Source organism: Arthrobacter nitrophenolicus (genome assembly GCF_045833485.1).
In the GTDB taxonomy this organism is placed as follows: domain Bacteria; phylum Actinomycetota; class Actinomycetes; order Actinomycetales; family Micrococcaceae; genus Arthrobacter; species Arthrobacter nitrophenolicus.
The window spans coordinates 2,452,226-2,475,593 of sequence record NZ_CP174504.1; the positions used below are offsets into that span (position 1 = coordinate 2,452,226).

The 23,368-nt window shown below is 68.0% G+C and carries 15 protein-coding genes and 2 tRNA genes; 12 read left to right on the forward strand and 5 right to left on the reverse strand.

All coding sequences use genetic code 11. The features are described from left to right. Window positions 1-64 precede the first annotated feature (64 nt). The 3 genes from ACJJV6_RS11545 to ACJJV6_RS11555 all read right to left on the reverse strand — a co-directional run bounded on the left by ACJJV6_RS11545 (window position 65) and on the right by ACJJV6_RS11555 (window position 3,042). Window positions 65-153, reverse strand: a tRNA-Ser gene (locus tag ACJJV6_RS11545). Window positions 154-256: 103 nt separating this feature from the next. Then, window positions 257-787 carry an N-acetyltransferase family protein gene (locus ACJJV6_RS11550; RefSeq protein WP_407708987.1) on the reverse strand — a complete coding sequence of 177 codons (531 nt, stop codon included), beginning with the start codon at window positions 785-787 and terminating at the stop codon, window positions 257-259. Then, complete coding sequence (locus tag ACJJV6_RS11555; RefSeq protein WP_407708988.1) at window positions 784-3,042, reverse strand: prolyl oligopeptidase family serine peptidase; 2,259 nt, start codon at window positions 3,040-3,042, stop codon at window positions 784-786. Before ACJJV6_RS11555 ends, ACJJV6_RS11550 begins: the two co-directional genes overlap by 4 nt. Window positions 3,043-3,110: 68 nt before the next feature. Here ACJJV6_RS11555 and ACJJV6_RS11560 point away from each other — a divergent pair, with 68 nt between their 5' ends. From ACJJV6_RS11560 to ACJJV6_RS11580, 5 genes are all read left to right on the forward strand, one after another. Continuing rightward, complete coding sequence (locus ACJJV6_RS11560; RefSeq protein ID WP_407708989.1) at window positions 3,111-5,051, forward strand: FAD/NAD(P)-binding protein; 1,941 nt, start codon at window positions 3,111-3,113, stop codon at window positions 5,049-5,051. 529 nt (window positions 5,052-5,580) lie between these two features. Next, entirely contained in the window at window positions 5,581-6,660 is a 1,080-nt protein-coding gene (locus ACJJV6_RS11565) for an ABC transporter substrate-binding protein (RefSeq protein WP_052014059.1), read from the forward strand. A 3-nt stretch (window positions 6,661-6,663) separates the two neighbouring features. Continuing rightward, a complete protein-coding gene (locus ACJJV6_RS11570) occupies window positions 6,664-7,542 on the forward strand; it encodes an ABC transporter ATP-binding protein (protein WP_009357311.1) in 879 nt (292 codons plus the stop codon). Next, on the forward strand, window positions 7,542-8,456 hold the full coding sequence (locus ACJJV6_RS11575) for an ABC transporter permease (protein ID WP_009357310.1): 915 nt from the start codon (window positions 7,542-7,544) through the stop codon (window positions 8,454-8,456). The genes ACJJV6_RS11570 and ACJJV6_RS11575 overlap by 1 nt, the downstream gene beginning before the upstream one ends. 45 nt (window positions 8,457-8,501) lie before the next feature. Beyond that, on the forward strand, window positions 8,502-9,425 hold the full coding sequence (locus ACJJV6_RS11580) for a TauD/TfdA family dioxygenase (RefSeq protein ID WP_009357309.1): 924 nt from the start codon (window positions 8,502-8,504) through the stop codon (window positions 9,423-9,425). Between the two features lie 78 nt (window positions 9,426-9,503). Here ACJJV6_RS11580 and ACJJV6_RS11585 read toward each other — a convergent pair whose 3' ends face one another. Together ACJJV6_RS11585 and ACJJV6_RS11590 are read right to left on the reverse strand one after the other, a co-directional pair. Further along, on the reverse strand, window positions 9,504-14,054 hold the full coding sequence (locus ACJJV6_RS11585; protein ID WP_407708990.1) for an ExeM/NucH family extracellular endonuclease: 4,551 nt from the start codon (window positions 14,052-14,054) through the stop codon (window positions 9,504-9,506). A 456-nt stretch (window positions 14,055-14,510) separates the two neighbouring features. After that, window positions 14,511-14,598 (reverse strand) — tRNA-Ser (locus ACJJV6_RS11590). Between the two features lie 107 nt (window positions 14,599-14,705). On the opposite strand from ACJJV6_RS11590, the gene ACJJV6_RS11595 reads away from it, so the two are divergent. The 7 genes from ACJJV6_RS11595 to ACJJV6_RS11625 all read left to right on the forward strand — a co-directional run bounded on the left by ACJJV6_RS11595 (window position 14,706) and on the right by ACJJV6_RS11625 (window position 23,361). Continuing rightward, window positions 14,706-15,689: an NAD(P)H-quinone oxidoreductase gene (locus tag ACJJV6_RS11595; RefSeq protein ID WP_407708991.1), complete on the forward strand. Its 984-nt coding sequence runs from the start codon at window positions 14,706-14,708 to the stop codon at window positions 15,687-15,689. 114 nt (window positions 15,690-15,803) lie between these two features. After that, window positions 15,804-16,403, forward strand: coding sequence for a PadR family transcriptional regulator (locus tag ACJJV6_RS11600; protein ID WP_407708992.1), 600 nt, complete (start codon window positions 15,804-15,806; stop codon window positions 16,401-16,403). Continuing rightward, entirely contained in the window at window positions 16,400-17,137 is a 738-nt protein-coding gene (locus tag ACJJV6_RS11605) for an ABC transporter ATP-binding protein (protein ID WP_009357306.1), read from the forward strand. Before ACJJV6_RS11600 ends, ACJJV6_RS11605 begins: the two co-directional genes overlap by 4 nt. After that, complete coding sequence (locus tag ACJJV6_RS11610) at window positions 17,137-19,992, forward strand: hypothetical protein (protein WP_407708993.1); 2,856 nt, start codon at window positions 17,137-17,139, stop codon at window positions 19,990-19,992. Before ACJJV6_RS11605 ends, ACJJV6_RS11610 begins: the two co-directional genes overlap by 1 nt. Before the next feature lie 156 nt (window positions 19,993-20,148). Next, window positions 20,149-22,449: a carbon starvation CstA family protein gene (locus ACJJV6_RS11615; protein ID WP_354176487.1), complete on the forward strand. Its 2,301-nt coding sequence runs from the start codon at window positions 20,149-20,151 to the stop codon at window positions 22,447-22,449. Then, window positions 22,449-22,652, forward strand: coding sequence for a YbdD/YjiX family protein (locus ACJJV6_RS11620; RefSeq protein WP_009357305.1), 204 nt, complete (start codon window positions 22,449-22,451; stop codon window positions 22,650-22,652). Before ACJJV6_RS11615 ends, ACJJV6_RS11620 begins: the two co-directional genes overlap by 1 nt. Window positions 22,653-22,731: 79 nt before the next feature. Then, complete coding sequence (locus ACJJV6_RS11625; RefSeq protein WP_009357304.1) at window positions 22,732-23,361, forward strand: bacterial proteasome activator family protein; 630 nt, start codon at window positions 22,732-22,734, stop codon at window positions 23,359-23,361. Window positions 23,362-23,368 lie beyond the last annotated feature (7 nt).

Consider the following 23,368-nt stretch of genomic DNA (forward strand, 5'->3'; position numbering starts at 1 on the left):
GCGAACAAGCCCGGAAAAGTCCCGGGAACGCAAAAGGCCCCGGTCCTCAGACCGGGGCCAAACGCGGAGACGGGGGGATTTGAACCCCCGGTCGAGTTTAACCCCGACCCTTCATTAGCAGTGAAGTCCATTCGGCCGCTCTGGCACGTCTCCAATTGCTATTCCTAGCCCACCAAGGATACGCAGATCCGGGCACCCAGTGCAAAACGCCGGCGTGAGCCTTGTACAGCGCAGCAGGCACGGCGCACCAGGGAACTCAGGCGGCGCGCTGTGCGGGGCGCACCATCCGGATCTCGCGGAGGCTCTCCCATTCGGCCAGGACGTCCTCGGCGCCGTCAGGTTCAAAGCCGAACCGGCGGTAGAAACCGATGGCACGGCTGTTGTCGGCCGCTACCCACAGGCTCGCCGCTTCATTCCCAAGCGCCGCTTCCAGCAGCCGCCGCCCCAGGCCCAGCCCCTGGTGCGAGGCCAGCAGGTAGAGTCCCCACAGCTGGAAGTCTCCGAAGACCGGCGGCGGATGCCCTTCCGGGGCGCCGGGGGCAGGATCCCGCCGCACGCCCGCGAACCCAACCACTGTCCCGCCGTCGCAGGCCACCCATGCCTCGGCAGGCTCGGGACGGTCCAGCAGCATCCGCCACAAGTCCACCCGGCTGGCAGGGTCGACGCCGGACAGGAAGGCGTCGGAGAGCATGCCGCGGTACGTTTCCCGCCAGCAGCGGATATGCACCTCAGCCAGTGCCTCCACGTCAGCCGCGACTGCCCGCCGCACCGACAACCCTGGCGTCACGACAATCCGCCCGCCAGTGCCTTCCACAGGAAATGCTGGCTTCGGGCCTGCAGCGCGGCGGCCTGCCGGTTGTCGGACGCACCGGCGTGGCCGCCCTCCAGGGCTTCGTGGAACCAGACGTTCGGGATGCCCATGGCCAGCATGCGGGCTGCCATCTTCCGGGCCTGGACCGGTCCCACCCGATCATCGGAGGTGGCGGTCCAGATGAACGTTTCGGGGTACTCCACGCCGTCCCGGAGCAGGTGGTAGGGGGAGAAGGTCCTGATGTATTCCCACTGCTCCGGCACATCCGGGTCGCCGTACTCCGCGATCCAGGAGTGGCCGGCGGACAGCCTGGTGTAGCGCCGCATGTCCAGCAGGGGCACGCCGCAGGAGACGGCCCCGAACAGGTCCGGGTACCGCGTGAGCATGTTCCCCACCAGCAGCCCGCCGTTGGAGCCGCCCACGCACCCGAGCCGCTCGCGGGACGTGACGCCGCGGCTGATGAGGTCCCGGGCCACGGCCGCGAAGTCCTGGAACGCCTTGTGCCGGTTTTCCTTGAGTGCGGCCCGGTGCCAGGACGGACCGTATTCGCCGCCGCCGCGGATGTTGGCCACCACGTAGACCCCGCCGCGCGAATGTCCGTCGCTGCCGCCGGCGGGGCCCGCGGTCCTGCGCTCCAGCCACGCCCTGCCCACGGTGCCGCTGTACGCAGGCGTCCGGGAGATCTCGAACCCGCCATATCCGGACAGCTGGGTGGGGTTCTGGCCGTCCAGCGGCAGGTTCCGGGCGGACACCTGGAAATAGGGGACGCGTGTTCCATCCTCGGACACGGCGAAATGCTGCTGCACCTCGTATTCGCTGTCCGCAAAGAACGACGGCGACGTCTTCACCACGGCGTGCCGGCTCGCCACGCCTGGCTGCGCGCCGTCGTCGTGGTTGCGTTCCAGGGTTCCGCGCATCAGGGTGCTGGGGGTGGTGAATCCGGTGGCGACGAGCCAGAAGTCGTCGCCCGCACCGCCGTCGGCCGCGGTTTCGTCCTCGTCGTCCACGGCGTAGGCGTTGACGTCGTGCAGGGGCGGGCAGGCGTCCAGGGGCGTGGACGCCCAGGCGCCTTCAGCGCTGTCTGCGCCTGCCACGGGGCGGGACGGGTCGAGGACCCGGATTTCGGACGAGACGTCCCGAAGGAGGTTCAGCAGCAGGAAGTTGCGCGTCCAGCTCCAGGACTGCAGGGAAGTGCGGGCATCCGGGGTGAACAGGACGGACAGGCTGCGGCCGCCGGCCAGGTAGTCCTCGAACCCGGCGGCGAGCAGCGAGCCGGCCGGGTACGTGGTGCCGTCCAGGACCCAGTCCTGCTGCGGGCGGAACAGCAGCCATTCGCGGTGCGCGCTGACGTTGACGTCGGTGGGGACGTCGATCGCCACCCACTCCCCGCCGCGGAGCACCAGGTTGGTGCGGTTGAAGAAGTCGATGTAGTCCACGGCGAAGGTGCGTTCGAAGCCGGGCGTGGAGTCGTGGGCCACCACTGCCATCATGTGGTTTTCGGGGACCTCGAAGAGCCGGGGAGCGGACGCGAGGCTGGTGCCGCGGGTGAGGGTGACCGCCGTCCGGGCGTAGGAGGACGCCGTCCTGGGCAGCCCTTCAGCGGTGGAGGAAACGAGCAGAGTGTCCGCATCCAGCCATGACACGTTGCCCTTCGCGGTGGGCAGGTCGAGGCCGCCCGCGGCGGGGTCCACGAAGGACCGGGTTTCGACGTCGAATTCGCGGTAGCGGTTGGCGTCGCCGCCGTCGGGGGAGAGCGCCAGGAGGGCCAGGCGGTAGGGGTCGCCGGGTGCCGGCCGGAGGAACGTGGCGCCGTGGAACACCCACTCCTCACCCTCGGTGGCGGACAGCGCGTCCACATCCAGCAGGACGTCCCACTCGGGGGAGTCGGTGCAGTAGCTCTCCCACGTGGTGCGGCGCCACAGGCCCTTGGGGTTCTGCTGGTCCTTCCAGAAGTTGTAGTACCAGTCGCCGCGCTTGCCCACCATGGCGATGCGGTCCGTGGAGTCCAGGACCTCCAGGATGCTGCCCTCAAGCGCCGCATAGTCCGCATCCTCCAGCAGATCCTCCGTGCGGGAGTTCTGCTCCTTGACCCAGGCAAGCTGCTCTTCGCCGTAGATATCCTCGAGCCACACGTTTTCGTCGGTGGGCTCGGGTGCGCTGCCCGCAGGCGCGCCCCCGGGACTTGCCTCGGAACCCGGAACGGACGCGGAATCAGCTGCAGTGGTGGTCATCCGCCCATCCAAACAACATCGGTGCCCGCGGGCAAGGCGTTCAGCTGGCAGCGGATAGTCTGGATGCCGTGGAAAATACGCAGAGCATCCGGGCCGCCATCATTGGTGCCGGCCCCCGCGGCACCAGCGTGCTGGAACGCCTGCTCGCGCGCTCCGCCGCCCACCGCGCCGGCTCAGCCGGGGCTCTCAAGGTCCACATCGACGTCGTCGATCCCTACCTGGCCGGGCCGGGGCACGTCTGGCAGCCGCAGCAGTCGCGGCTGTTCCTGATGAACACGCAGTCCTTCTACCCCACACTCATCCCGGAGGACCCGTCGCTTCCGGCGCCGCTGGCGGGCACCTCCTTCGACAAGTGGCGGGAGCGGCAGCAGCGCGACCCGCTGCCGTCCCTGACTGCGGACGAGCGCGCGGAACTCGCGGTGCTGGAATCCAACGACTTTCCCAGCCGCGCCCTGTACGGCAGGTACCTGCGCTCCACCCTGGAAGACCTGCTGGACAAGGCGCCCGACGGCGTCACCGTCCAGTTCCACGAAACGTCCGCCGTGTCGGTGCGCCCCGCAGGGGACGGAACGTTCGACGTCGGCCTGGCCACCGGGGAGACGCTCCGCACCGGATCGGTGGTGCTGGCGCTGGGCCACATCCCGTCCAGGCTCAACCCCGAACAGCGCGAGCTGCAGGCCGCGGCGGAGCACTTGGGGCTGCAGTACTTTCCCCCGGCGGCACCTGCCGATGTGGACTGGTCCCGGATCCCTGCCGGTGAATCCGTCCTGGTCCGCGGCATGGGGCTGAACTTTTTCGACACCATGGTGCAGCTCACCGAGGGCCGCGGCGGAAAGTTCGTCACCGGCGGCGGACGGCTGGAGTATGAACCGTCCGGCCAGGAGCCGCTGATCATCGCGGCCTCCCGGCGCGGAACCCCCTACCGGGCCAAGGCGGCGCTGGACGGCTACTACCCGGCGTCGGTCACCCTCCGCTACCTCACCGAGGCGGCGCTGGAGCGGTTCCGCAGGGCCGGCATCCGGCCCGGGTTCGACCACGACCTGTGGCCGCTGCTGCACCGCGACACCCTGTGGGCCTACTACTCCACGCTGGTCCGCGCGCAGCCCGCCGCCGTCCCGGACAGGGCTGCCTTCCTCGCCGCCCTCGAGGAGGCGCTGCACCCGCACGCCCATTCGGCGGCCAACTGGGAGGACAGCGTGGAGAGCGTGCTGGCTGTCCATGTGGGACCGCGGCACCGGCTGGACCTTCCCGCGCTCGCGGCACCACTGGCAGGCAGGACGTTTGGTTCCCGGACGGAACTCGACGCCGCAGTGGTGGAGTACCTGCTGGACGATGCCCGCCGTTCAGCCCTGGGCGAGGACGACCCCGTCAAGATGGCCATCGGCGCCCTGCACCACGGGCGCGCTGTCCTCAAGACCGCAGTGGCCGACGGCGGCATCACCGACGCGTCCTGGGTGGCCGGACTGCGTGGCTGGTTCGAGTCCTTCGTGGAGGGCCTGGCCAGTGGGCCGCCGGCCCTGCGCTCGGAGCAGTTGGCCGCACTGGCCCGGGCGGGGGTGGTCAGCTTTGTGGGCCCGGACCCGAAGTTCGGAGTTGACCGCCGGACCCGGCTGTTCACCGCGTCCTCGCCGTGGGTGGAAGGTCCGCCCGCTGCCGCGCGCACCATGGTCGAAGCCCTGGCACCAGGCAACCGGGTCTCGGCCAACGATTCACCGCTCCTCGGGCAGTTGCTTGCGGACGGCGCGGTCCGGCCACGCCTGATGATGACCGCCGAGGGTGCGCCCGTCCAGTCCACCGGCCTGGACGTGGTGCCCCACCCGTACCGGCCCGTGGCGGCAAACGGCGCCGTCACCGAGGGCATGTACGTCCTGGGCCTCCAGCTCTCCTCCAACCAGTGGGGGACGGCCATTGCTGCCGAGGCCGTCCACCCCGGATACCCGGCGTACCGGAGCGGCCAGCGGACCCTCCGCGACGCCGACGAAATAGCGGCCGCCATCCTCGCTGGTTAGTTTCCGGTGCGGAAACTCCTTATCGACGCGCATATTCCCTGACGCCGCGATATTTGGTCCGCGTCCAGCAATCCGCGCGTCGAAATCCAGTAGCGCAAACGGTGGGCGTGGTGGATGTGCCCCGTAACAAGGCCCCGGTCCAGGGAGAAATATTTGCCGCTTGTTTTCGTGCCCAGGGGCTCCCGGCCGGGACATGACTTGACGGCGTAGCCCGAAGGAACCTGGAAACGGGAGGTTTGGGCGCAGAAATCGGCTCCCGGAACCAGCCGAACACTTCGCCATACTGCTCCCGGTGACCAACGGTGACGGCTACACCGTGATGTCGGGCAGGAACGTGACGTCGGGCGTCGGTATCGGTCGCCCGGCGACGCCGGCAGACCCTGCATGACTCCGGAAAACCTGAAATTTCCTGCCGTTTCTCGCCGTTTCCCGCCGTGAAGATGCCCCTTCTGCTTCGGATTCCGCTCTGTTCTAGTGGTTGCCACGAGCCAGCCGGCCCGGACCCAACTGATTGCAGAAAGACCCTCCGATGAGAAACCGACTCCTGCCCGCAAGAAGAATCACCGCCGCAGGCAAGGCAGCCGCAGTGGCCGCCGCTGCGGCACTCGCGCTGGTGCTGTCCGGGTGCGGCGGCAGCGCCACCGCCGAATCGGCGGGAGGCGGCGGCACCGAAGTGAAAACCGTCAGGTACCAGGGCTCACCCAACACTGTCTCCCTGCTGGAGGTGGCCGAGGACCTGGGGTACCTCGGCGACGTCAAGCTGGAGTGGGTCAGCAACACCACCAGCGGTCCGCAGAGCATCCAGTCCGTTGCCACGGACCAGACGGACATCGGCGGCGCCTTCACCGGAGCGGTCATCAAACTGATCGAAGCGGGCGCCCCCGTCCAGGCCGTCATCAACTACTACGGCGAGGACAAGGACACGTTCACCGGCTACTACGTGGAGGAGGGCAGCCCCATCACCAGTGCCCGGGACCTGATCGGCAAGAAGATCGCGGTGAACACCCTGGGCGCCCACCATGAGGCAGTCATCACCACGCACCTGAAGAACAGCGGGCTGACGCCCGAAGAAATCAAGCAGGTCCAGCTGGTGGTGGTGCCGCCCAACGAGACCGAGGTGGCCCTGCGCAAGAAGCAGGTGGACGTGGGCACCCTGGGCGGCGTGCTCCAGGACCGCGCGCTCGCCGAGGGCGGCATCCGGGCCCTGTTTACCGACGTCGGGGTCATCGGGGGACCGTTCGACGCCGGCCAGTACGTCCTGCGCAAGGACTTCCTGGCGAAGAACCCGGAAACCAGCCGCACCCTGGTGACCGGCGTGGCCAAGGCCATCGAGTGGGAACGCACCACACCCCGTGAAGAGGTGATTGCCAAGTTCGAGGAAATCATCGCAAAGCGCGGGCGGAACGAAAGCACCGAGGCGCTCAAGTACTGGAAGAGCGTGGGCGTGGCCTCACCCGGCGGGCGCATCTCGGATAACGACTTCACCCGCTGGTCCGACTACCTGAAGTCCGCCGGCATCATCAACGGCGATCTGGACACGGCAAAGCTCTACACCAACGAATTCAACCAGCTGGACACAACCACTCCGGCCGCAGAGTCCAAGGGATAACCGATGACCGCCAAAATCAGCCTTCAGCACGTCACCAAGGAATTTCCCGTCCGGCAGGGAAGGAATAGCCGCAGCCAGCCGGAGGCCGCCGTCCTGACCGCCCTGGATGCCCTCAGCCTTGACGTGGCAGCCGGTGAATTCCTCACCCTGGTGGGGCCCAGCGGTTCCGGCAAGACCACCCTCCTGGACCTGCTGGCCGGCCTGTCCCGCCCCACGTCCGGAAAGGTCCTGGTGGACGGGAAGGAAGTCAGCGGGCCGGGCCAGGACCGGGCCGTCGTGTTCCAGCAGTACGCCCTCTTTCCCTGGCGGACAGCGTCAGCGAACGTCTCGATCGGCCTTGAAAACCGCGGGCTGTCGCGGAAGGACCGGGCGGCGACCGCCAGCAAGTACCTGGACCTGGTGGGCCTGGCCGGGTTCGAGGACCGGTATCCGCATGAACTGTCCGGCGGTATGAAGCAGCGCGTGGCCATCGCCAGGAGCCTCGCCTATGAGCCGGATGTCCTCCTGATGGACGAGCCGTTCGCGGCGCTGGACGCCCAGACCCGCGAGCAGCTCCAGGACGAACTCCTGCGGATCTGGCAGGCGACGGGAAAAACCATCGTCTTCATCACCCACGGGATTGACGAGGCGGTGTACCTCGGCCAGCGGGTGGCGGTGCTGAGCGCCAGGCCCGGCAGGCTCAAGGAGATCGTGGACATCAACATTCCGGACCGCGGCGGCGAGGCGGACATCCGCTCCCATCCCGCGTTCGTGGAGCACCGCCACCAGGTCTGGTCCCTGCTGCATGACGAAGTCCGGGTGGCCCGGGACTCGGGCCACCGCAAGATCCTCCCGGACGGCACAGCCCCGGATGAACACCCCCACGAAAGGAACGCCGCCTGATGAGCACCGTCCTGAGCCGGCCCCCGCAGGGGAGCGCCGCCGTCGAACCCGCACCGCATCCCGCCGGACCACCGGCGGCACACCCGGGTCCCGCCCGGAGGGAACGCCCGACGCCGGCAGGAAGGCTGGGTGCCGCAGCGAACGCCGCCGCGCGCGCGGCCTGGAAGTCGCTGGCAGTCCTGCTGTTCCTGGCGCTGTGGGAGTTTGGTCCGCAGTACTTTGCCGGCCCATCCACCCGGGTGTTCCTCCCGCCGCTGCACGAAGTCCTCGCGGCGGGCGCCAGGCTGGTGGAAACCGGGCAGCTGCAGAACCACCTGCAAGCCAGCCTCACCCGGTCCGTTTCCGGGTTCGGGATCGCGGTGGTCATCGCCGTTGCCCTGGGCCTCCTGATCGCCTGGTACGGGTGGCTGAACTCGTTCCTGAACCCGCTCCTGGAACTCTTCCGCAACACTGCAACCCTCGCCCTGCTGCCGGTCTTCACGCTCCTGCTGGGCATCGGGGAGGAATCCAAGATCACCATCGTGGCCTACGCCGCCTTCTTCCCGGTGCTGCTCAATACCATCGCCGGCGTCCGCACGGTGGACCCGCTGCTGGTCCGGGCGGCCAGGTCCCTGGGACTGAACAGCTTCCGGCTCTTCCAGAAAGTCATCCTTCCATCGGCGGTGCCCACCATCTTCACCGGGATCCGGATGGCCGGCACCTCCTCGATCCTGGTGCTGATCGCCGCGGAAATGGTGGGTGCCAAGGCCGGGCTCGGCTACCTGATCGTCAATTCCCAGATGAGCTTCCTCATTCCGGACATGTACGCAGGCATCCTCACCGTCTCCGTGCTGGGCCTCCTCGTCAACATCCTGCTGGTGGCACTGGAACGCCACTTCTCCCGCTGGCGCACCGCCGTCGGCGCCGGCAACTGACCCGCAATTCCACAACCCGGCAAGAACCCCGAAAGGACACCACCCATGACCACCATCACCGAAACGAAGCTCGAATTCACCAAGCTCGGCTCCCGCATTGGAGCTGAAATCCGCGGCCTGGACCTGGGCGCGGAGCTTAGCCCGGATACCATCGCCCAGATCCGCGAGGCCCTCAACGTCCACAAGGCCCTGGTCTTCCGCGAGGCGAACGTCCGCAGCGACGAGGACCAGGTCCGGTTCGCCGGCTACTTCGGCCCGCTTACCAAGGCGCACCCCACCGTTGCATCGGTGGATGGCAAACCCGCCGTCCTGCCGGTGGACAGCGAAAACGGCAGCGCCAACAACTGGCACACGGACGTCACGTTCGTGGTCAACCCGCCCCAGGCATCAACGCTGCGCAGCATCACGCTGCCGGCATACGGCGGTGAAACGCTCATCGCCTCCTCGGCCGGGGCCTACCGCGACCTGCCCGACGAGCTGCGGAACTTCGCCGACACCCTCTGGGCCATCCACACCAACGATTACGACTACTCCGTCCCGAAGAACCTGGAGCACGCCAACGCGGAGGAGCGGCGCAAGGAGTTCACCAGGATCCACTTCGAAACCGCCCATCCCGTGGTCCGCGTCCACCCGCTGACCGGGGAGCGCGGGCTCTTCATCGGCGGCTTCGCGCAGCGCCTGCGGATCGTGGGGCTGTCCAACACCGAGTCCAGGGACATCCTGCGCCTGCTGCAGGCCTACGTCACCCGGCCTGAAAATGTGGTCCGGGTGGACTGGGAACCGGACCAGCTTGTGCTTTTCGACAACCGGATCACCCAGCACTATGCCCCGGATAACTACGACGGCCAGCCGCGGAAGCTGAACCGGGTGACCATTGCGGGGGATGTCCCGGTGGGGGTGGACGGCCGCAGCAGCACCGCCATCAAGGGCGATTCCTCCACCTACTCGGAAACTGTGGTCCTCCACTAAATTCCCAGCGAAAAGCGCCCCACGTTCGGTGCCGGAAGTCCGGGACCAACGTGGGGCGCTTTCGTGTTCACCCAGGTATCAGCCGCGCAGGCACTGCTGGTACTGCAGCCAGGCGATGCCGTACCGGATCCAGCCCAGGATGTCGTACCACTGGGCGGGCTTGGCCGGGGCGGTGCACACCGGCGGGACAGGACCCTCAGCGGCCACCTGCACGCCAACCGTCACCACTGTGCCGGACTCGGCGGCGGTCAGCACCAGGGATCCGGTGCCGGCCGCCGCACCTGCCGGGACGGCCAGGTTTACGCTGGCGGACCCGGACGCGACCGGTACGGCGCCCAGCTCCGTCACCACACCGGCGGCATCGGTGAAAACGGCCGCCAGGGCGGTGTTGACCGGGCTGCCCAGCGACGTCAGGTCCAGCTTGGAGACGGTCAACGTGACGGCTTCGCCCGGCTTGACCTCTGCGGGAGTGCTGTTGGTGACGGCTGCGGAGCGGCGTGCGAAGTCCGGCGCAACCGGGCTGCTCTCCTGCAGGTAGCTGATCCACGCGTCCCGGTCCACCAGCCCGGAGTCCCGGGTGTTGGCGCCCTCGGTGAAGACCCGGAAGTTGTCCCCGCCGGTGGCCAGGAAGCTGAACGTGCCCACCCGGTAGGATTTCGCCGGATCCAGCAGTTCACCGTTGACCCGGACCGAGGTGATGCGGTCACCGGCAGCGCGGGCGGCGTCGTAGGTGTAGTTCACGTTCTTTGACAGGCCCAGCTGGATGTACGCCCGGCTGGGAACCGTGCCGTCCGGGTTGGTCTGCCACTGCTGCTCCAAGAGCGTCTTGAACTGGGCACCCGTGAGCGACGTGGTCCACAGGTTGTTCACGAACGGCAGCACCGCGTTCGCCTCGGCATACGTGATGGTGCCGTCCGGGGCGTAGTAGAGCTCGTTCCGCAGTCCGCCGGCGTTGACCACGCCGATTTCCGCGCCGCCCAGTTCGGCCGGCTGCAGCGAAGCAAGCAGCGAGTCGGCCACGAGGTTGCCGAGGGTGGACTCGCTGGAACGGTCGTCGCGCTTGGGTGCACCGGTGGCGTCGGTGGTGAATGCCGTGGTGATATCGGCCGTAACGGCACCGACCGGCTGGTTTCCGACGACGGCGGCCCCGGCGAGTGCCTTCTGGACGATGGCGTCGACGGCGGCGACCCGCGGGTAGGCGGCGATCAGGCCGGCGGCGGGATCGGTGGTGCGCTTGACGTTGCTGCCCTTGGACGCCGTGACCTCTTTGGTGGCGGTGTCCACCGTCAGCTGGATGAGGCCCACGTTCTCGCCGTAGTTGCCGGTCTGCACAATGGGACGGGTCTTGCCGTCGGTGCCCGGAACAGGAGCGTCCCAGGCGTATTCCTTGTGCGTGTGGCCGGTGAAGATGGCGTCCACGTCGGCGGATGTTTCGGTGACCAGCCTGGCGAAGGGACCGCCCGCTGCCACTTCCTCCGCCAGGGTTGAGCCTTCCACCACGCCCGAGCCGGCGCCGTCGTGGTTTTCCACGATGATGACGTCGGCCAGGTTCCCTGCGGTGATCCTTGCGGCTGCCCGGTTGATGGCATCGACGGGGTCCCCGAACTCAAGGTCGGCGATGCCGGCCGGGGTCACCAGGGAGGGGACCTCCTGGGTGACCGTGCCGATGACCGCCACCTTGATGCCGTTCATGTCCAGCACGGTGAACTCGGGCAGCGCCGGCTCCGTGGTTCCCTTGCGGTAGACGTTCGCGCCAAGGTAGGGGAACTTCGCGTTGGCACCGCCGGCGATGACCCGGTCGCGCAGGTCCGCCCAGCCGCCGTCGAACTCGTGGTTGCCCACGGCCGATGCCTGCAGCTCCAGGGCGTTCAGCACGTCGATGGTGGGCTGGTCCTTGGCCACAGCGGACGCGAACAGCGACGCGCCGATGTTGTCGCCGGCGGAGAGGAATGCCGTGGCGCCGGGGGCGGCAGCGGCACGGAGCTTCTCGATGGTTCCGGCGAACTGGACGGTGTTGGCGTCGATCCTGCCATGGAAGTCGTTGATGCCCAGGAAGTTCAGGTCAACGGTGGCAGGAACGGAGCCAAGGTCCAGGCCCACCACCACGGGGTCGTGGTCGCTGGCACGGAACTGGTCCGGGGCGTAGTAGTTGGTGATGTTGTAGTTGTGGCGGCTGTATTCCAGGGCCACGGACTCCACCGAGTTGATGTTCCAGATGTCGGCGCCGGACACCACAGCATCGGCGGCGGGGGAAGCCAGGATGTGGTCCAGGGAGCCCACCATCCCGCCGAAGAGGTAGGAATGCTTGGCCGAGCCGTCGGCGTTCCGGGCCTTCTCGTCCTGGTTGACGTAGCCGGCGGACGTGAGGACGTTGAGCGGGTCTTCCTTGGCGTAGGCGTTGAAATCACCGATCAGGAACACCTTGTGTGTGCCCTTGCTGGCCTGCAGCGACGTGGCAAAATCCAGCAGCGACCTGGCCTGGGCAGTGCGCGCCAGGTTGGAGGCGCCCTGGCCCTGGTCCGTGTCCTCCGGTGTTGCTGCCGAACCCTTGGACTTGAAATGGTTGGCGATGGCGATGAACTCGGTGCCGGCGGCACCGCCGGCGGGCTTGAACATCTGCGCCAGCGGCTTGCGGGCAGAGGCGAAGGCAACGGTGTCATTGTGGATGATGGACTCGCCCACCGGCTCGGCCGCGGCCTTCTTGAAGATGAAGGCGGTGCGGATCATGTCCTCGTCACTCAGCGGCGGGGCGTTGGCCGGCGAACGGACGTAGTCCCAGACTCCGGGTGTGGCGACGTTCAGCGCGTCCACCAGCCGGGCCAGGGCGTCGTCGCGGTTCTTGCCGAACTGCGCGGAGTTCTCGATCTCCATCAGGGTGACCACGTCGGCGCCGGCCTTGGTGATGGCGGACACGAGCTTGTCCTGCTGCCGCTGGAAGTTCGCCGCATTGGCTGCGCCGCGGGCGTTGCAGCCGCCCCGGACGGTGACGGGGTTCCCGTCCCGGTCCGTGTAGTAGGTGCAGCCGGTGAGCTGGTCACCCGTGGTGGGGAAGTAGTTGAGGACATTAAACGAGGCAATCTTCAGGTTGCCGCCCACCGGCCGGGGCGCCTCCGTGCGCGTGGCGCCGAACGTGGCCGGCTGGACCGTGGCCGCATTCGCGGGCGTCAGGTGGGTGAGCGGCTGGAATTTCCAGGCGTTGTTGGCGTAGCCCAGGACCACATTCGTGGTGAACGCCGCCGGCGAGCCCACCCGGACCGGATCCGTGCCTGTGAGGTACGGCAGGGGGAGGGCCTTGGTGGCGCTGCTGCCGAGGAAGTTGGTGGTTGCGCCGTCGTCGAGCTTGATGCCCCGTGCGGCGTTTTCCTGGACGACGGCGGCATGTTCGGCCGTGCCGTACGGAGCCACCGCGGTGGGCTGGACCAGGGGAGTGGTGCCGCCGGCCAGGCCGATCTCGCCGTACTGGTTCAGGCTGTAGTTGTCCGTGACAGTGAGCGGTCCCTGGGGTGCCAGGAGCATTCCTTCGAGCGACTCGCGGAAGGCCTCGTTGGCGGGCAAGGTGAAAGCGGTGGGCTTGACCTCCGGGGCGGCCTCGACCAGCTTGGTGAGCCCGGCGGCTGCGCCGACGTTGAGCTGGGTCATCCCGTAGTACTCGGCCACGGTGCCTGTCAGGCGCACGAAGTCGCCCGGCTGCACGGAACCCGCGGTGGCAGGGGAATAGACGAAGATCCCGTCCGATGCGGCGTGGTTGGTGGCCGTGAGGTCCCCGCCGGTGCCGGCCGTCTGGATGTAGTAGCCGTTCAGGCCGCCGGTGGGGAACACAGCGGTGACCTTGCCCGTGGTGGTCACCGTGGCGCCCGCCAACGGGCTCTCGGTACCCGTGCCCTGGATTTCGGCAATGGTGGCCAGGGCAGGGTTTGGCGTGGGCTCCGGGTCAGGTGCGGGATCCGGGTCCTGGGATGCGCCGCCAGAGGAGGTGGGCGTGATCGTGGCGCTGAGGGTGAAGTCCGCGGCGTTGCTGTTGCTGTCCGCTCCGGCTGTCCTGTTCAGGCTCTTGACGTCGGTGTTGCCCGAGGGGGCGGTGGCAGCCAGCGTTTCAAAGGTGTTGGACGTGCCGTAACCAAGGAGATCGGCCACCCCGCCGGGCTCCACCTGGGACCCGGTGGACAGCGCGACGGCGGTGGGCTGCTTTGCGAGCACCACCGTACCGGCGCTGCCGCTCGGGTTGAGGACGCCTGCCACCAGGTCCGGGGCGGGAAGGTCGGCGCCGTTGGAGCCGTTGCTGCCGCCCTGAACCAGGTAGTGCCCCTTGGCCGGGATGGACCCGGACAAGGCCGCCACGCCCGAAGGCGCAGCGGTTCCGGTGGCAGAGCGGTACTGCAAAGACCAGCCGTCCAGCGGGACCGGGGCGTCCGATGTGTTGTAGAGCTCCACGAACTTGTTCTTATACGCAGCGCCGCTGCTGCCGCCGCTGAGGTAGGCCTCGTTGATCACAACGGGTGAACTCCCGGCCGCGGCTGAGACCTCCGCGGCCGGATCATCTGCAACGGCGGGAAAGGCTGCCAGGGGAGCTGCGATGAGCCCCGCTGACAAGGCTGTTCCCAGCGCCAGTTTCCAAGGTGTCTGATGCATCCGCTCTTACTTTCATAAGGATGTCCCCGGTAGGGGACCCGATGGGAAGTGTCCGGGTTGTACCAACGGACAAGTGGCCCGGACCCTGCTCCTGGTCAAGTGGGTGTTCCGGCACATCACAGCAGCGCTGAATGAACGCAAAGTGGCTAGAGCGTGCATTCGGCGGGACGTCCCCCAGCGGAACGGACCGCCCACCGGCCTGGAGCCCCCGTAGCCTGGTTCCGGTGATGCTGCTGGTGGTTTATGGCCGGCCCGTACCCCCACATGTGCCGGCCATCACCAAAGAATACCGGCCGGTAGCTTTGCTGGAAGGGCGCGGCTGCGGATTTGTCCAAAGAATTTACATGCGCTCCACCAGATGCCGGGAAGCCGCAGGCGAAACCCGGCGTGCGGAGCTGCTGGGCAAAACGAAAGGCCCCTGCCGGCCAGCGGACTGGCGGGCAGGGGCCCTCTTTGCGGAAGGTAAGAGATTCGAACTCTTGGTACGGGGTTACCGCACACTGGTTTTCAAGACCAGCTCCTTCGGCCGCTCGGACAACCTTCCTCAGCTAGTAGTGTTTCATAGGCGCTTGCCTGCAACAAAACAGAGCCCGGAAGGTGTCCGGTGCACACTGGTTGCAGCCAGTATTGAGTCAGAAACGGAAGTGGTCCATGAAAGCCGTCTATATTTCGGAGCCGGGCGGCCCGGAGGTCCTGGAGGTCCGCGAGGCCGATGCCCCCGTGCCCGGCCCCGGCGAGGTGCTCATCGACGTCGTTGCCGCGGGCCTGAACCGTGCCGACGTGCAGCAGCGGCGGGGTTTCTACCCGCCGCCCCCGGGCGCGTCCGAGATTCCCGGGCTTGAAGTGTCCGGCAGGATCGCCGGGTTCGGGCCGGGGGTCACCAAGGCTTTCTCCGTGGGCGACAAGGTGGTGGCGCTGCTCGCGGGAGGCGGCTACGCCCAGCAGGTGGCAGTGCGGGCCGAGCAGGTCCTGCGGGTGCCCGAAGGGGTGGACCTGGTGACGGCGGCCTCGCTGCCGGAGGTTTCGGCCACGGTCTACTCCAACTTGGTCATGACGGCCCAGCTGCAGCCGGGTGAGACGGTACTCATCCACGGTGCCACGGGCGGGATCGGCACCATGGCCATCCAGCTGGCAAAGGCCCTCGGTGCCCGGGTGGCCACGACGGCCGGCACGGACGAAAAGGTCAGCACCGCGAAGGCCTTCCTGGGCGCGGATATCGCCATCAACTACGCGGAGGAGGATTTCCCCGAAAGCCTGCGCCGGCAAAATGGCGGAAAAGGCGCGGATGTCATCCTCGACGTCGTTGGGGCCAAGTACCTGCCGCAGAACGTGGACGCGCTGGCGGACTACGGGCGATTGGTGGTCATCGGGCTCCAGGGCGGCACCAAGGGCGAGCTCGACCTGGGCCAGCTGCTCAAGAAGCGCGCCGCCGTGGTGGCCACGGCCCTCCGGCCCCGCCCCGTGGAGGAAAAGGGCGCCATCATGAATGCGGTTCGGGACGCGGTGTGGCCGCTCATCAGCGACGGCAGGATCAGGCCGCTGGTGGCTAAGACGTTCCCGCTGGACCAGGTCCAGGCTGCCCACCGGTACTTCGACAGCGGCGACCATGTAGGCAAAGTCCTGCTGCTCATGTAGCCGGTAGATACTCAGTATTGTCTAATCCCGGGACTGCAGCTAGGCTTCCGGTATACGCGGTATGCACGGGTCTTGGGGGTCCGTGCACGCCGCTGCCACCAGCGAAGGAGCAGCATGTCCATCCGTCACAGCCTCCTCGCCCTGCTGCAGGACCGGCCGCGCTACGGCTACCAGCTCAGGGTCGAGTTCGAGAACCGTACCGGGTCCACCTGGCCCCTCAATATCGGGCAGGTCTACACCACCCTGGACCGGTTGGAGCGGGACGGCCTGGTGGCGAAAGACGGCGACGACGGCGAGGGCCACGTGGTGTACAGCATCACCGCTGAGGGCGCGGCGGAGGTGCGGAGCTGGTTCGCCGCCCCCGTGGAGCGCACCAACCCGCCGCGTAACGAACTGGCCATCAAGCTGGCGCTTGCCGTAACGCTGCCGGGAGTGGACGTCCAGGCCATCATCCAGGCGCAGCGGGTGGCTTCCATCCGTGCCCTGCAGGATTACACCAAGGCCCGCCGGGACACGGCGTCCAACCAGCGCAGTGGCGACACCGCCTGGCTCCTGGTCCTCGATTCCCTCATCTTCCAGACGGAAGCGGAGGTCCGCTGGCTGGACCTCTGCGAAGCAAGGATGGTGCAGCTGGCCGCCGCCACTGCCGCGCGCAAGACGTCCAACGGGGTCACGGAAGACGCCGCCTCGCTCAATGCGGACAGCCGCCGGTGAGCGTCCGGGGGCCGCAGCAGGTCCTGGAGCTTGCCAAGGTCAGCAGGACCTTCGGGGAGGGCGCGACGGCGGTTGCCGCACTCCGTGACGTTGACCTCACCATCGGCGCGGGCGAGTTCGTTGCCGTCATGGGGCCGTCGGGGTCCGGAAAGTCATCCCTGCTTGCGCTGGCCGGCGGACTGGACCGGCCGACGTCGGGCGGCGTCTTTGTGGAATCAACCCCCCTTGCCGGGCTGGGGCTGAACGAACTGGCCCGGCTGCGGCGGCGGGCCGTGGGGTACGTCTTCCAGGACTTCAACCTCGTCCCCACCCTTACCGCGGCGGAAAATGTCGCCCTGCCGCTGGAGCTGGACGGCACCGCGACGAAGAAGGCCCGCCGGCAGGCGGCTGACGCCCTCCGCCAGGTGGGGATCCCTGAGCTGGCAGACCGGTTTATGGACCAGATGTCCGGCGGGCAGCAGCAGCGGGTGGCCATTGCACGCGCGGTGGTGGGGCAACGGCGCCTGATCCTCGCTGACGAGCCAACCGGCGCCCTTGACTCGACCACTGGCCAGGGCGTCATGGAGGTGCTGCGCTCGCGGGCGGACGCGGGCGCGGCCGTCATGCTGGTCACCCACGAGGCCCGGCACGCCGCCTGGGCGGACCGGGTGGTGTTCCTCCGCGACGGGCGGATCGTGGACCAGGCCACCGCCATGCATGATCCCACCATGCTCCTGGCGCAGGCCGGCCTCTGATGCCCCTTGACCTTACTCCGGCCCCGGGCGGGCGCCGGAGCAGCTTCCGTGTTGCCCTGCGGATGGCCCGCCGGGACATCCGCCGCCACCGGCGCCGGTCGTTCCTGATCGTCCTGCTGATCATGCTGCCAGTGGCGGGGATGACCGGAGCGGCCACCCTGTACCAGAGCTCGCTGCGGACACCGGAGGAAATTGTCCGGTACGAGCTGGGCAACGCCCAGGCACGGTTCGTCGCCCTGCCGGTGGTGAACGGGAAGTCGCTCCAGGACCCGCTGAACGATGCCGTGACGGCTTCCAGTCCGGGAAACGTGGATCCCGCATTCGTTGCGACGCCGCCTGAAGAAGTGCTTCCGGACGGCTACGAGGTGCTACCGCTGCGCCAGCTACAGCTCACCACGCGCGTCGGGGAAGCGCTGGTTTCGCTGAACGGGGTGCAGGTGGACGCGCTGCACCCCGCCTTCGCCGGCAAGTTCACGCTGCTGGATGGCAGGGCTCCCGAATCGGGCAGGGAAGTCCTCGTGTCGCGGGGCATGCTGGAACGCTTCGGCCTGGACTTCGGCGGGGAATTTACGACGTCGGCAGGAACGTTCGTGCCGGTGGGTATCCTCCGTGACTCGAGCGCCTCCGACAACAACAGCGTCGTCTACCTTCAGCCTGGGCAGGTGCCTGCGACGGCCCTGGCAGCTGAACGTCCCCACTCGCTGTCCTACTACCTGGTGGGGCCGGAACCGATCGGCTGGGAGCAGGTCCGGGAAGCCAACAGCCGGGGCGTCGGGGTGCTTTCACGCAGCGTTGTGATGGACCCGCCGCCAATGGAGCAGCGGGTGGTCCCGGGGGCCCAGACCTGGGATACGTCCGCCGAGACCTGGACCCTCTACGGCACCTTCGGCCTCCTGGGAGCCCTGGCCCTGCTGGAAGTGGGCCTGCTCGCCGGTGCGGCCTTCGCCGTGGGCGCCAAAAGGCAGGTGCGGGAGCTGGCGCTCCTGGCTGCCTCCGGCGCGGAAGCTCCCACTGTACGTTCGGTGGTCACGGCGGGAGGCCTGTGGCTGGGTTCCATTGCCGTTGTGGCAGGAGCTGCCCTGGGCTTCGCTGGCGCGGCTGCGGCCGTGCTCTGGGTGCGGGCCGCAGGGTCGGCCCGGCTGGCAGGAGTGCACCCGGACCCGTTGCTGACGTCGGTTGCCATGGTGATGGGGCTTTGCGCGTGCATCCTTTCAGCATTGGCCCCGGCCAACTTGGTTGCCCGCCAGGCACTGCTGGGCGCCCTCAAGTCCGGCCGCGCTCCTGCCGGAAGCGGACGGCGGGCCAGCATCGTGGGCACCGTGCTTTTGGCTTCGGCGGCCGGGCTGCTGGCCGCCGGCTGGCTGCTGGGGCAGTCGGCGAAGGACCCTGACCGCCAGGCGGAGCAGCTGCCCCTGGTGGCGGGCCTGCTGATTACCGGGGCGGTGCTGGCTGTTGCGGGACTCGTGCTGCTGACCGGCTGGCTGGTGGGCGTGCTCACCTCGCGGACACACTGGCTTTCCCTGCCCCTGAGGATGGCTGCCCGCGACTCCGCCCGGAACCGGGGCCGGACCGTACCAGCGGTAGCTGCGGTGCTTGCTGCCGCCACGCTGGCAAGCGCCGGCCTGGTCCTGGCCGCCAGCCAGCAGGCGGCCATGCGGGAGAACCACTGGTGGAGCGCGCTGGAAAACCAGGTCCGCCTGCCCCTGGAGGTGGACGCCCCCTTCCTCGCCGGCGGCGGCCGCCAACCGTCGGTGGCGGTGAACCCGGCTGAACTTTCCTCCCGCGTGGGGCAGGCGGTGGACGCCGTTGCCTGGACGGCGACCATCACTTCGCCGGCATCCATTGACTGCGACTTTGGCCCGGGTGTGGATATGTCGGTTCCCGCCCGGACGGAGGATTCGAACTGCTTGATGTATTCCCTCGCGGTGCCGGAGGAGCACCGGTGTCCGAAGACGCCGCAGCGAAGGGTGGTGGACCCGAAGGACTGGCGCTGCCGGGGTTCGATGATCCGTGAATCCGTTTCGCCGCGCGGAATCGTGGTGGGAGGCGAAGAGGAGATCCGGTTGTTGCTGGGCACCGATGCCGACGCTGAAGCCCTCGAGGTACTGGACGCCGGCGGCATGGTGGTGACCAACCCGGTGTTCGTCCGGGACGGAAAAACCACGCTGCTGGGACAAGACGTCCGCACGCAGCTGCGGTCGCCGTCGGACGGTTCCATGGTCCACGAAACGGTCACCAGCACCGTCCTGCCCGCGGTTGCGGTCGAACCACTGGAAGCAGTGCCCTACTACGGCTTCATATCGCCGCGGACCGCGGAACGGCTGGACCTGCGTGCGGAACCGGCTGAACTCCTGGTCCAGCTGGACCGGCGTCCGACAGCGGCCGAGGCTGATGCAGCCGCGGCGGCAGTGGCGGGGGTCTATCAACAGCCCGGTGCCGGATTCTGGGTGGAACCGGGGATCTCCCGGGACAACCAGTGGATGTTCTGGCTGATCGTTGCGGCCAGCGCGCTCATCACACTGAGTGCCGCCGGCGTCACCACCGGCCTGGCACTGGCTGACGCACGGAATGACCACATGACACTGGCCGGCGTCGGAGCCTCGCCCCGTCTCCGCAAGGCGCTTGCGGCGGCGCAGGCACTGTTCACCTCCGGCCTCGGCGCCGCGCTCGGAACCATCGCCGGAGCCGTGCCTGCCGTCCTGATCGCAGCCTCGACGGAAATGCGGACAGCGGTGGAGGTCCCCTGGCTGCAGCTGCTGGCACTGATGCTCGCTGTTCCCACAATGGGATCGGCGCTGGCATGGGTGTTCACCCGGGCTGCCCTGCCGGCGTCACGGCGGGCGCTGGGGGCGTAGCAGCCAGTCGGGCGGCGGCAGCCGCACGTTCGGCGCCCCGGGGCTGCCGCTCACCGCACCGTCCTGCCCGCGCACGTGCAACCCATCCCCATCGCCGACCGGCATTGGTAAGGTGCCTTAGTAAGGGGAGGCTCGCACCCATCTCAAGGAGGAGACATGGCCGGAACGCCTGACGACCGGAACGGTTCAGCGCGGAAGGAAGGTGCGGTCACCACCGATGCCGCCCTTCCCCCCGCCGCCGTGGACGAGAACGTCCGCGAGGCGGAAGAACGGAAGTGGACGCCGCGCAAGATTGCGCTGTGGGCCGCGGTTGCCCTGCTGGGCGGCGTGGCCTGGTTCATGCTCGCCATCATCCGCGGGGAGACGGTCAACGCCATCTGGTTCGTGTTCGCTTCGGTATGCACGTACCTGATCGCCTACCGCTTCTACTCGAAGGTGATCGAACGCTACATCACCAGGCCGGATGACCGCAGGGCCACGCCCGCCGAGTACAAGGCGGACGGCAAGGACTACGTCCGGACGGACCGCAACGTCCTGTTCGGCCACCACTTCGCAGCAATCGCCGGCGCCGGCCCGCTGGTGGGTCCCGTACTGGCGGCCCAGATGGGCTACCTGCCCGGCACCATCTGGATCATCATTGGCGTCGTGCTGGCCGGCGCGGTCCAGGACTACCTGGTCATGTTCTTCTCGATGCGCCGCGGCGGACGTTCCCTTGGCCAGATGGCCCGCGAGGAGCTCGGCGTGGTCGGCGGCACTGCCGCCCTGATCGCCACGCTCCTGATCATGGTGATCATCGTCGCCATCCTGGCGCTCGTCGTCGTCAACGCCCTGGGTGAAAGCCCGTGGGGCGTCTTCTCCGTGGGCATGACCATTCCGATCGCCCTGTTCATGGGCGTTTACCTCCGCTACCTGCGGCCGGGAAAGATCATGGAAGTCTCCATCATCGGCTTCGTGCTGCTGATGGCCGCCATCATCGGCGGCGGCATCGTGGCCGAAACCTCCTGGGGAGCGGAGATCTTCACCCTGGACCGGGTGACCATCGCCTGGGGCATCATCATCTACGGTTTCATCGCCGCGATCCTGCCCGTGTGGCTGCTCCTGGCACCCCGCGACTACCTGTCGACCTTCATGAAGATCGGCGTGATCGTGATGCTGGCGGTGGCCATCATCGCGGTCCGGCCGGAAATCACCGTGCCGGCCTTCAGCGAGTTCGCCAGCCGGGACAACGGTCCCGTCTTCCCGGGGGCGCTCTTCCCGTTCCTGTTCGTCACCATCGCCTGCGGTGCGCTGTCCGGCTTCCATGCCCTGATCTCCTCCGGCACCACCCCGAAGCTGGTGGAGAAGGAGCGGCAGACCCGCTTCATCGGGTACGGCGGCATGCTGATGGAGTCCTTCGTGGCCATCATGGCCCTGGTCGCCGCCATCTCCATCGACCGCGGCCTGTACTTCGCCATGAACTCCCCGGCGGCGCTGACCGGCGGGACGGTGGAAACCGCGGCCACATGGGTGAACAGTCTCGGCCTGACCGGCGTGAACATCAGCCCGGAGCTGCTGTCCCAGACAGCCGCCAACGTGGGTGAGGAAAGCATCGTCTCCCGCACCGGCGGCGCACCAACGCTGGCACTGGGCCTGGCGCACATCATGCAGCAGTTCATCGGCGGGACAGCCATGATGGCGTTCTGGTACCACTTCGCCATCATGTTCGAGGCCCTGTTCATCCTCACGGCCGTGGACGCCGGCACCCGGGTTGCCCGGTTCATGCTCCAGGACTCCATCGGCAACTTCATCCCCAAGTTCAAGGAACACGCCTGGCGGCCCGGCGCCTGGCTCTGCACCGCCATCATGGTCGGCGCCTGGGGCGCGGTACTGCTGATGGGCGTCACGGACCCGCTGGGCGGCATCAACACGCTGTTCCCGCTGTTCGGCATCGCCAACCAATTGCTGGCGGCCATTGCCCTGTCCGTGTGCCTGGCCATCGCCGCCAAACGCGGCACGTTCAAGTGGTTGTGGATCGTTGCCCTGCCGCTGGCGTTCGCCGCGGTTGTCACCATCACCGCGAGCTACCAGAAGATCTTCTCGCCGACGCCGGCGGTGGGCTACTTCGCCAACAACGCCGCGTTCAGCAAGGCCCTTGCCGAAGGCAAGACCGAATTTGGGACGGCCAAGACCGCGGCGGCCATGGAGGCCGTGGTCCGCAACACCGCCATCCAGGGCTGGCTGTCGGTGATCTTCGTGGTCCTGAGCATCATCGTGATTGCCACCGCGGTGCTGGCCACCATCAGGGCATTCCGCAGCCACGCGGCCGGCACACCCGTCACGGACACCGAGGACCCCGCCCGGCCATCGCGGGTCTTCGCCCCCGCCGGGCTCATCCCCACACCCGCGGAACGCCAGCTGCTGGCCGAGTGGGAGAAGGTCCCGGCCGAACTCCGCTTCGAACGGGCAGGGCACCACTGATGAGCGCGGGACTTACGGCGCTGTCCACCGGATTCCAGGGGTTCGCCCGGTACCTGGGCGGCCTCCTGGGCGCCGATGCGTACACGAAATACCTGGAACACCACCGCGCCTCCGGGCACCAGGAACCGCCGCTTACCGAGCGGGAGTTCTGGCGCGACCGGACCGACCGGCAGGACGCAAACCCGCAGGGCAGGTGCTGCTGATTGAGCCTGCAGCGTACAAGCGTGTCAGGTGGGTTCATCGAGTGGACCCCGGGCGGATCGCTCGTGAGAGTATGAACGCATGAGCGATCCGAACGACACTCAGGCAGCTGAGGACCTCCCGGTAGAAGGCACACCCGTTGATGACAGCCAGGTGCCGGTAGCGGCTCAGCCGGTCCAACCGAATGGCACCAAAAAGGGCAGCAACCTGCAGGACCTGGTGGACGAGCCGGCCAAGGTGATGCGGATCGGCACCATGATCCGGCAGCTTCTCGAAGAGGTGAAGTCCGCCCCGCTCGATGACGCCGCACGCGGCCGGCTCGCCGAGATCCATGAGCGTTCCATCAAGGAACTCGAGGACGGCCTGGCTCCTGAACTCGTGGAGGAACTGGACCGGATCAGCCTTCCCTTTTCGGAGGAGGCGACCCCCTCCGACGCCGAGCTCCGGATCGCGCAGGCCCAGCTGGTGGGCTGGCTCGAAGGGCTGTTCCACGGCATCCAGACCGCCATCGCGGCGCAGCATGCTGCGCGCGAGCATGCTGCGGCCCAGATGCAGCTGCGCCAGCTTCCGCCGGGCACGATGATCGCGCCCGGCGTCGTGATCGGCGAAAACGGCGAGCCGCAGCGGGCCCCAGCCGGGCAGCGGCCCGGAGCCCCCGCCCAGCATGGCAAGCGCGACGACCCGGACCACGGTCCCGGACAGTACCTGTAGGTTGCGC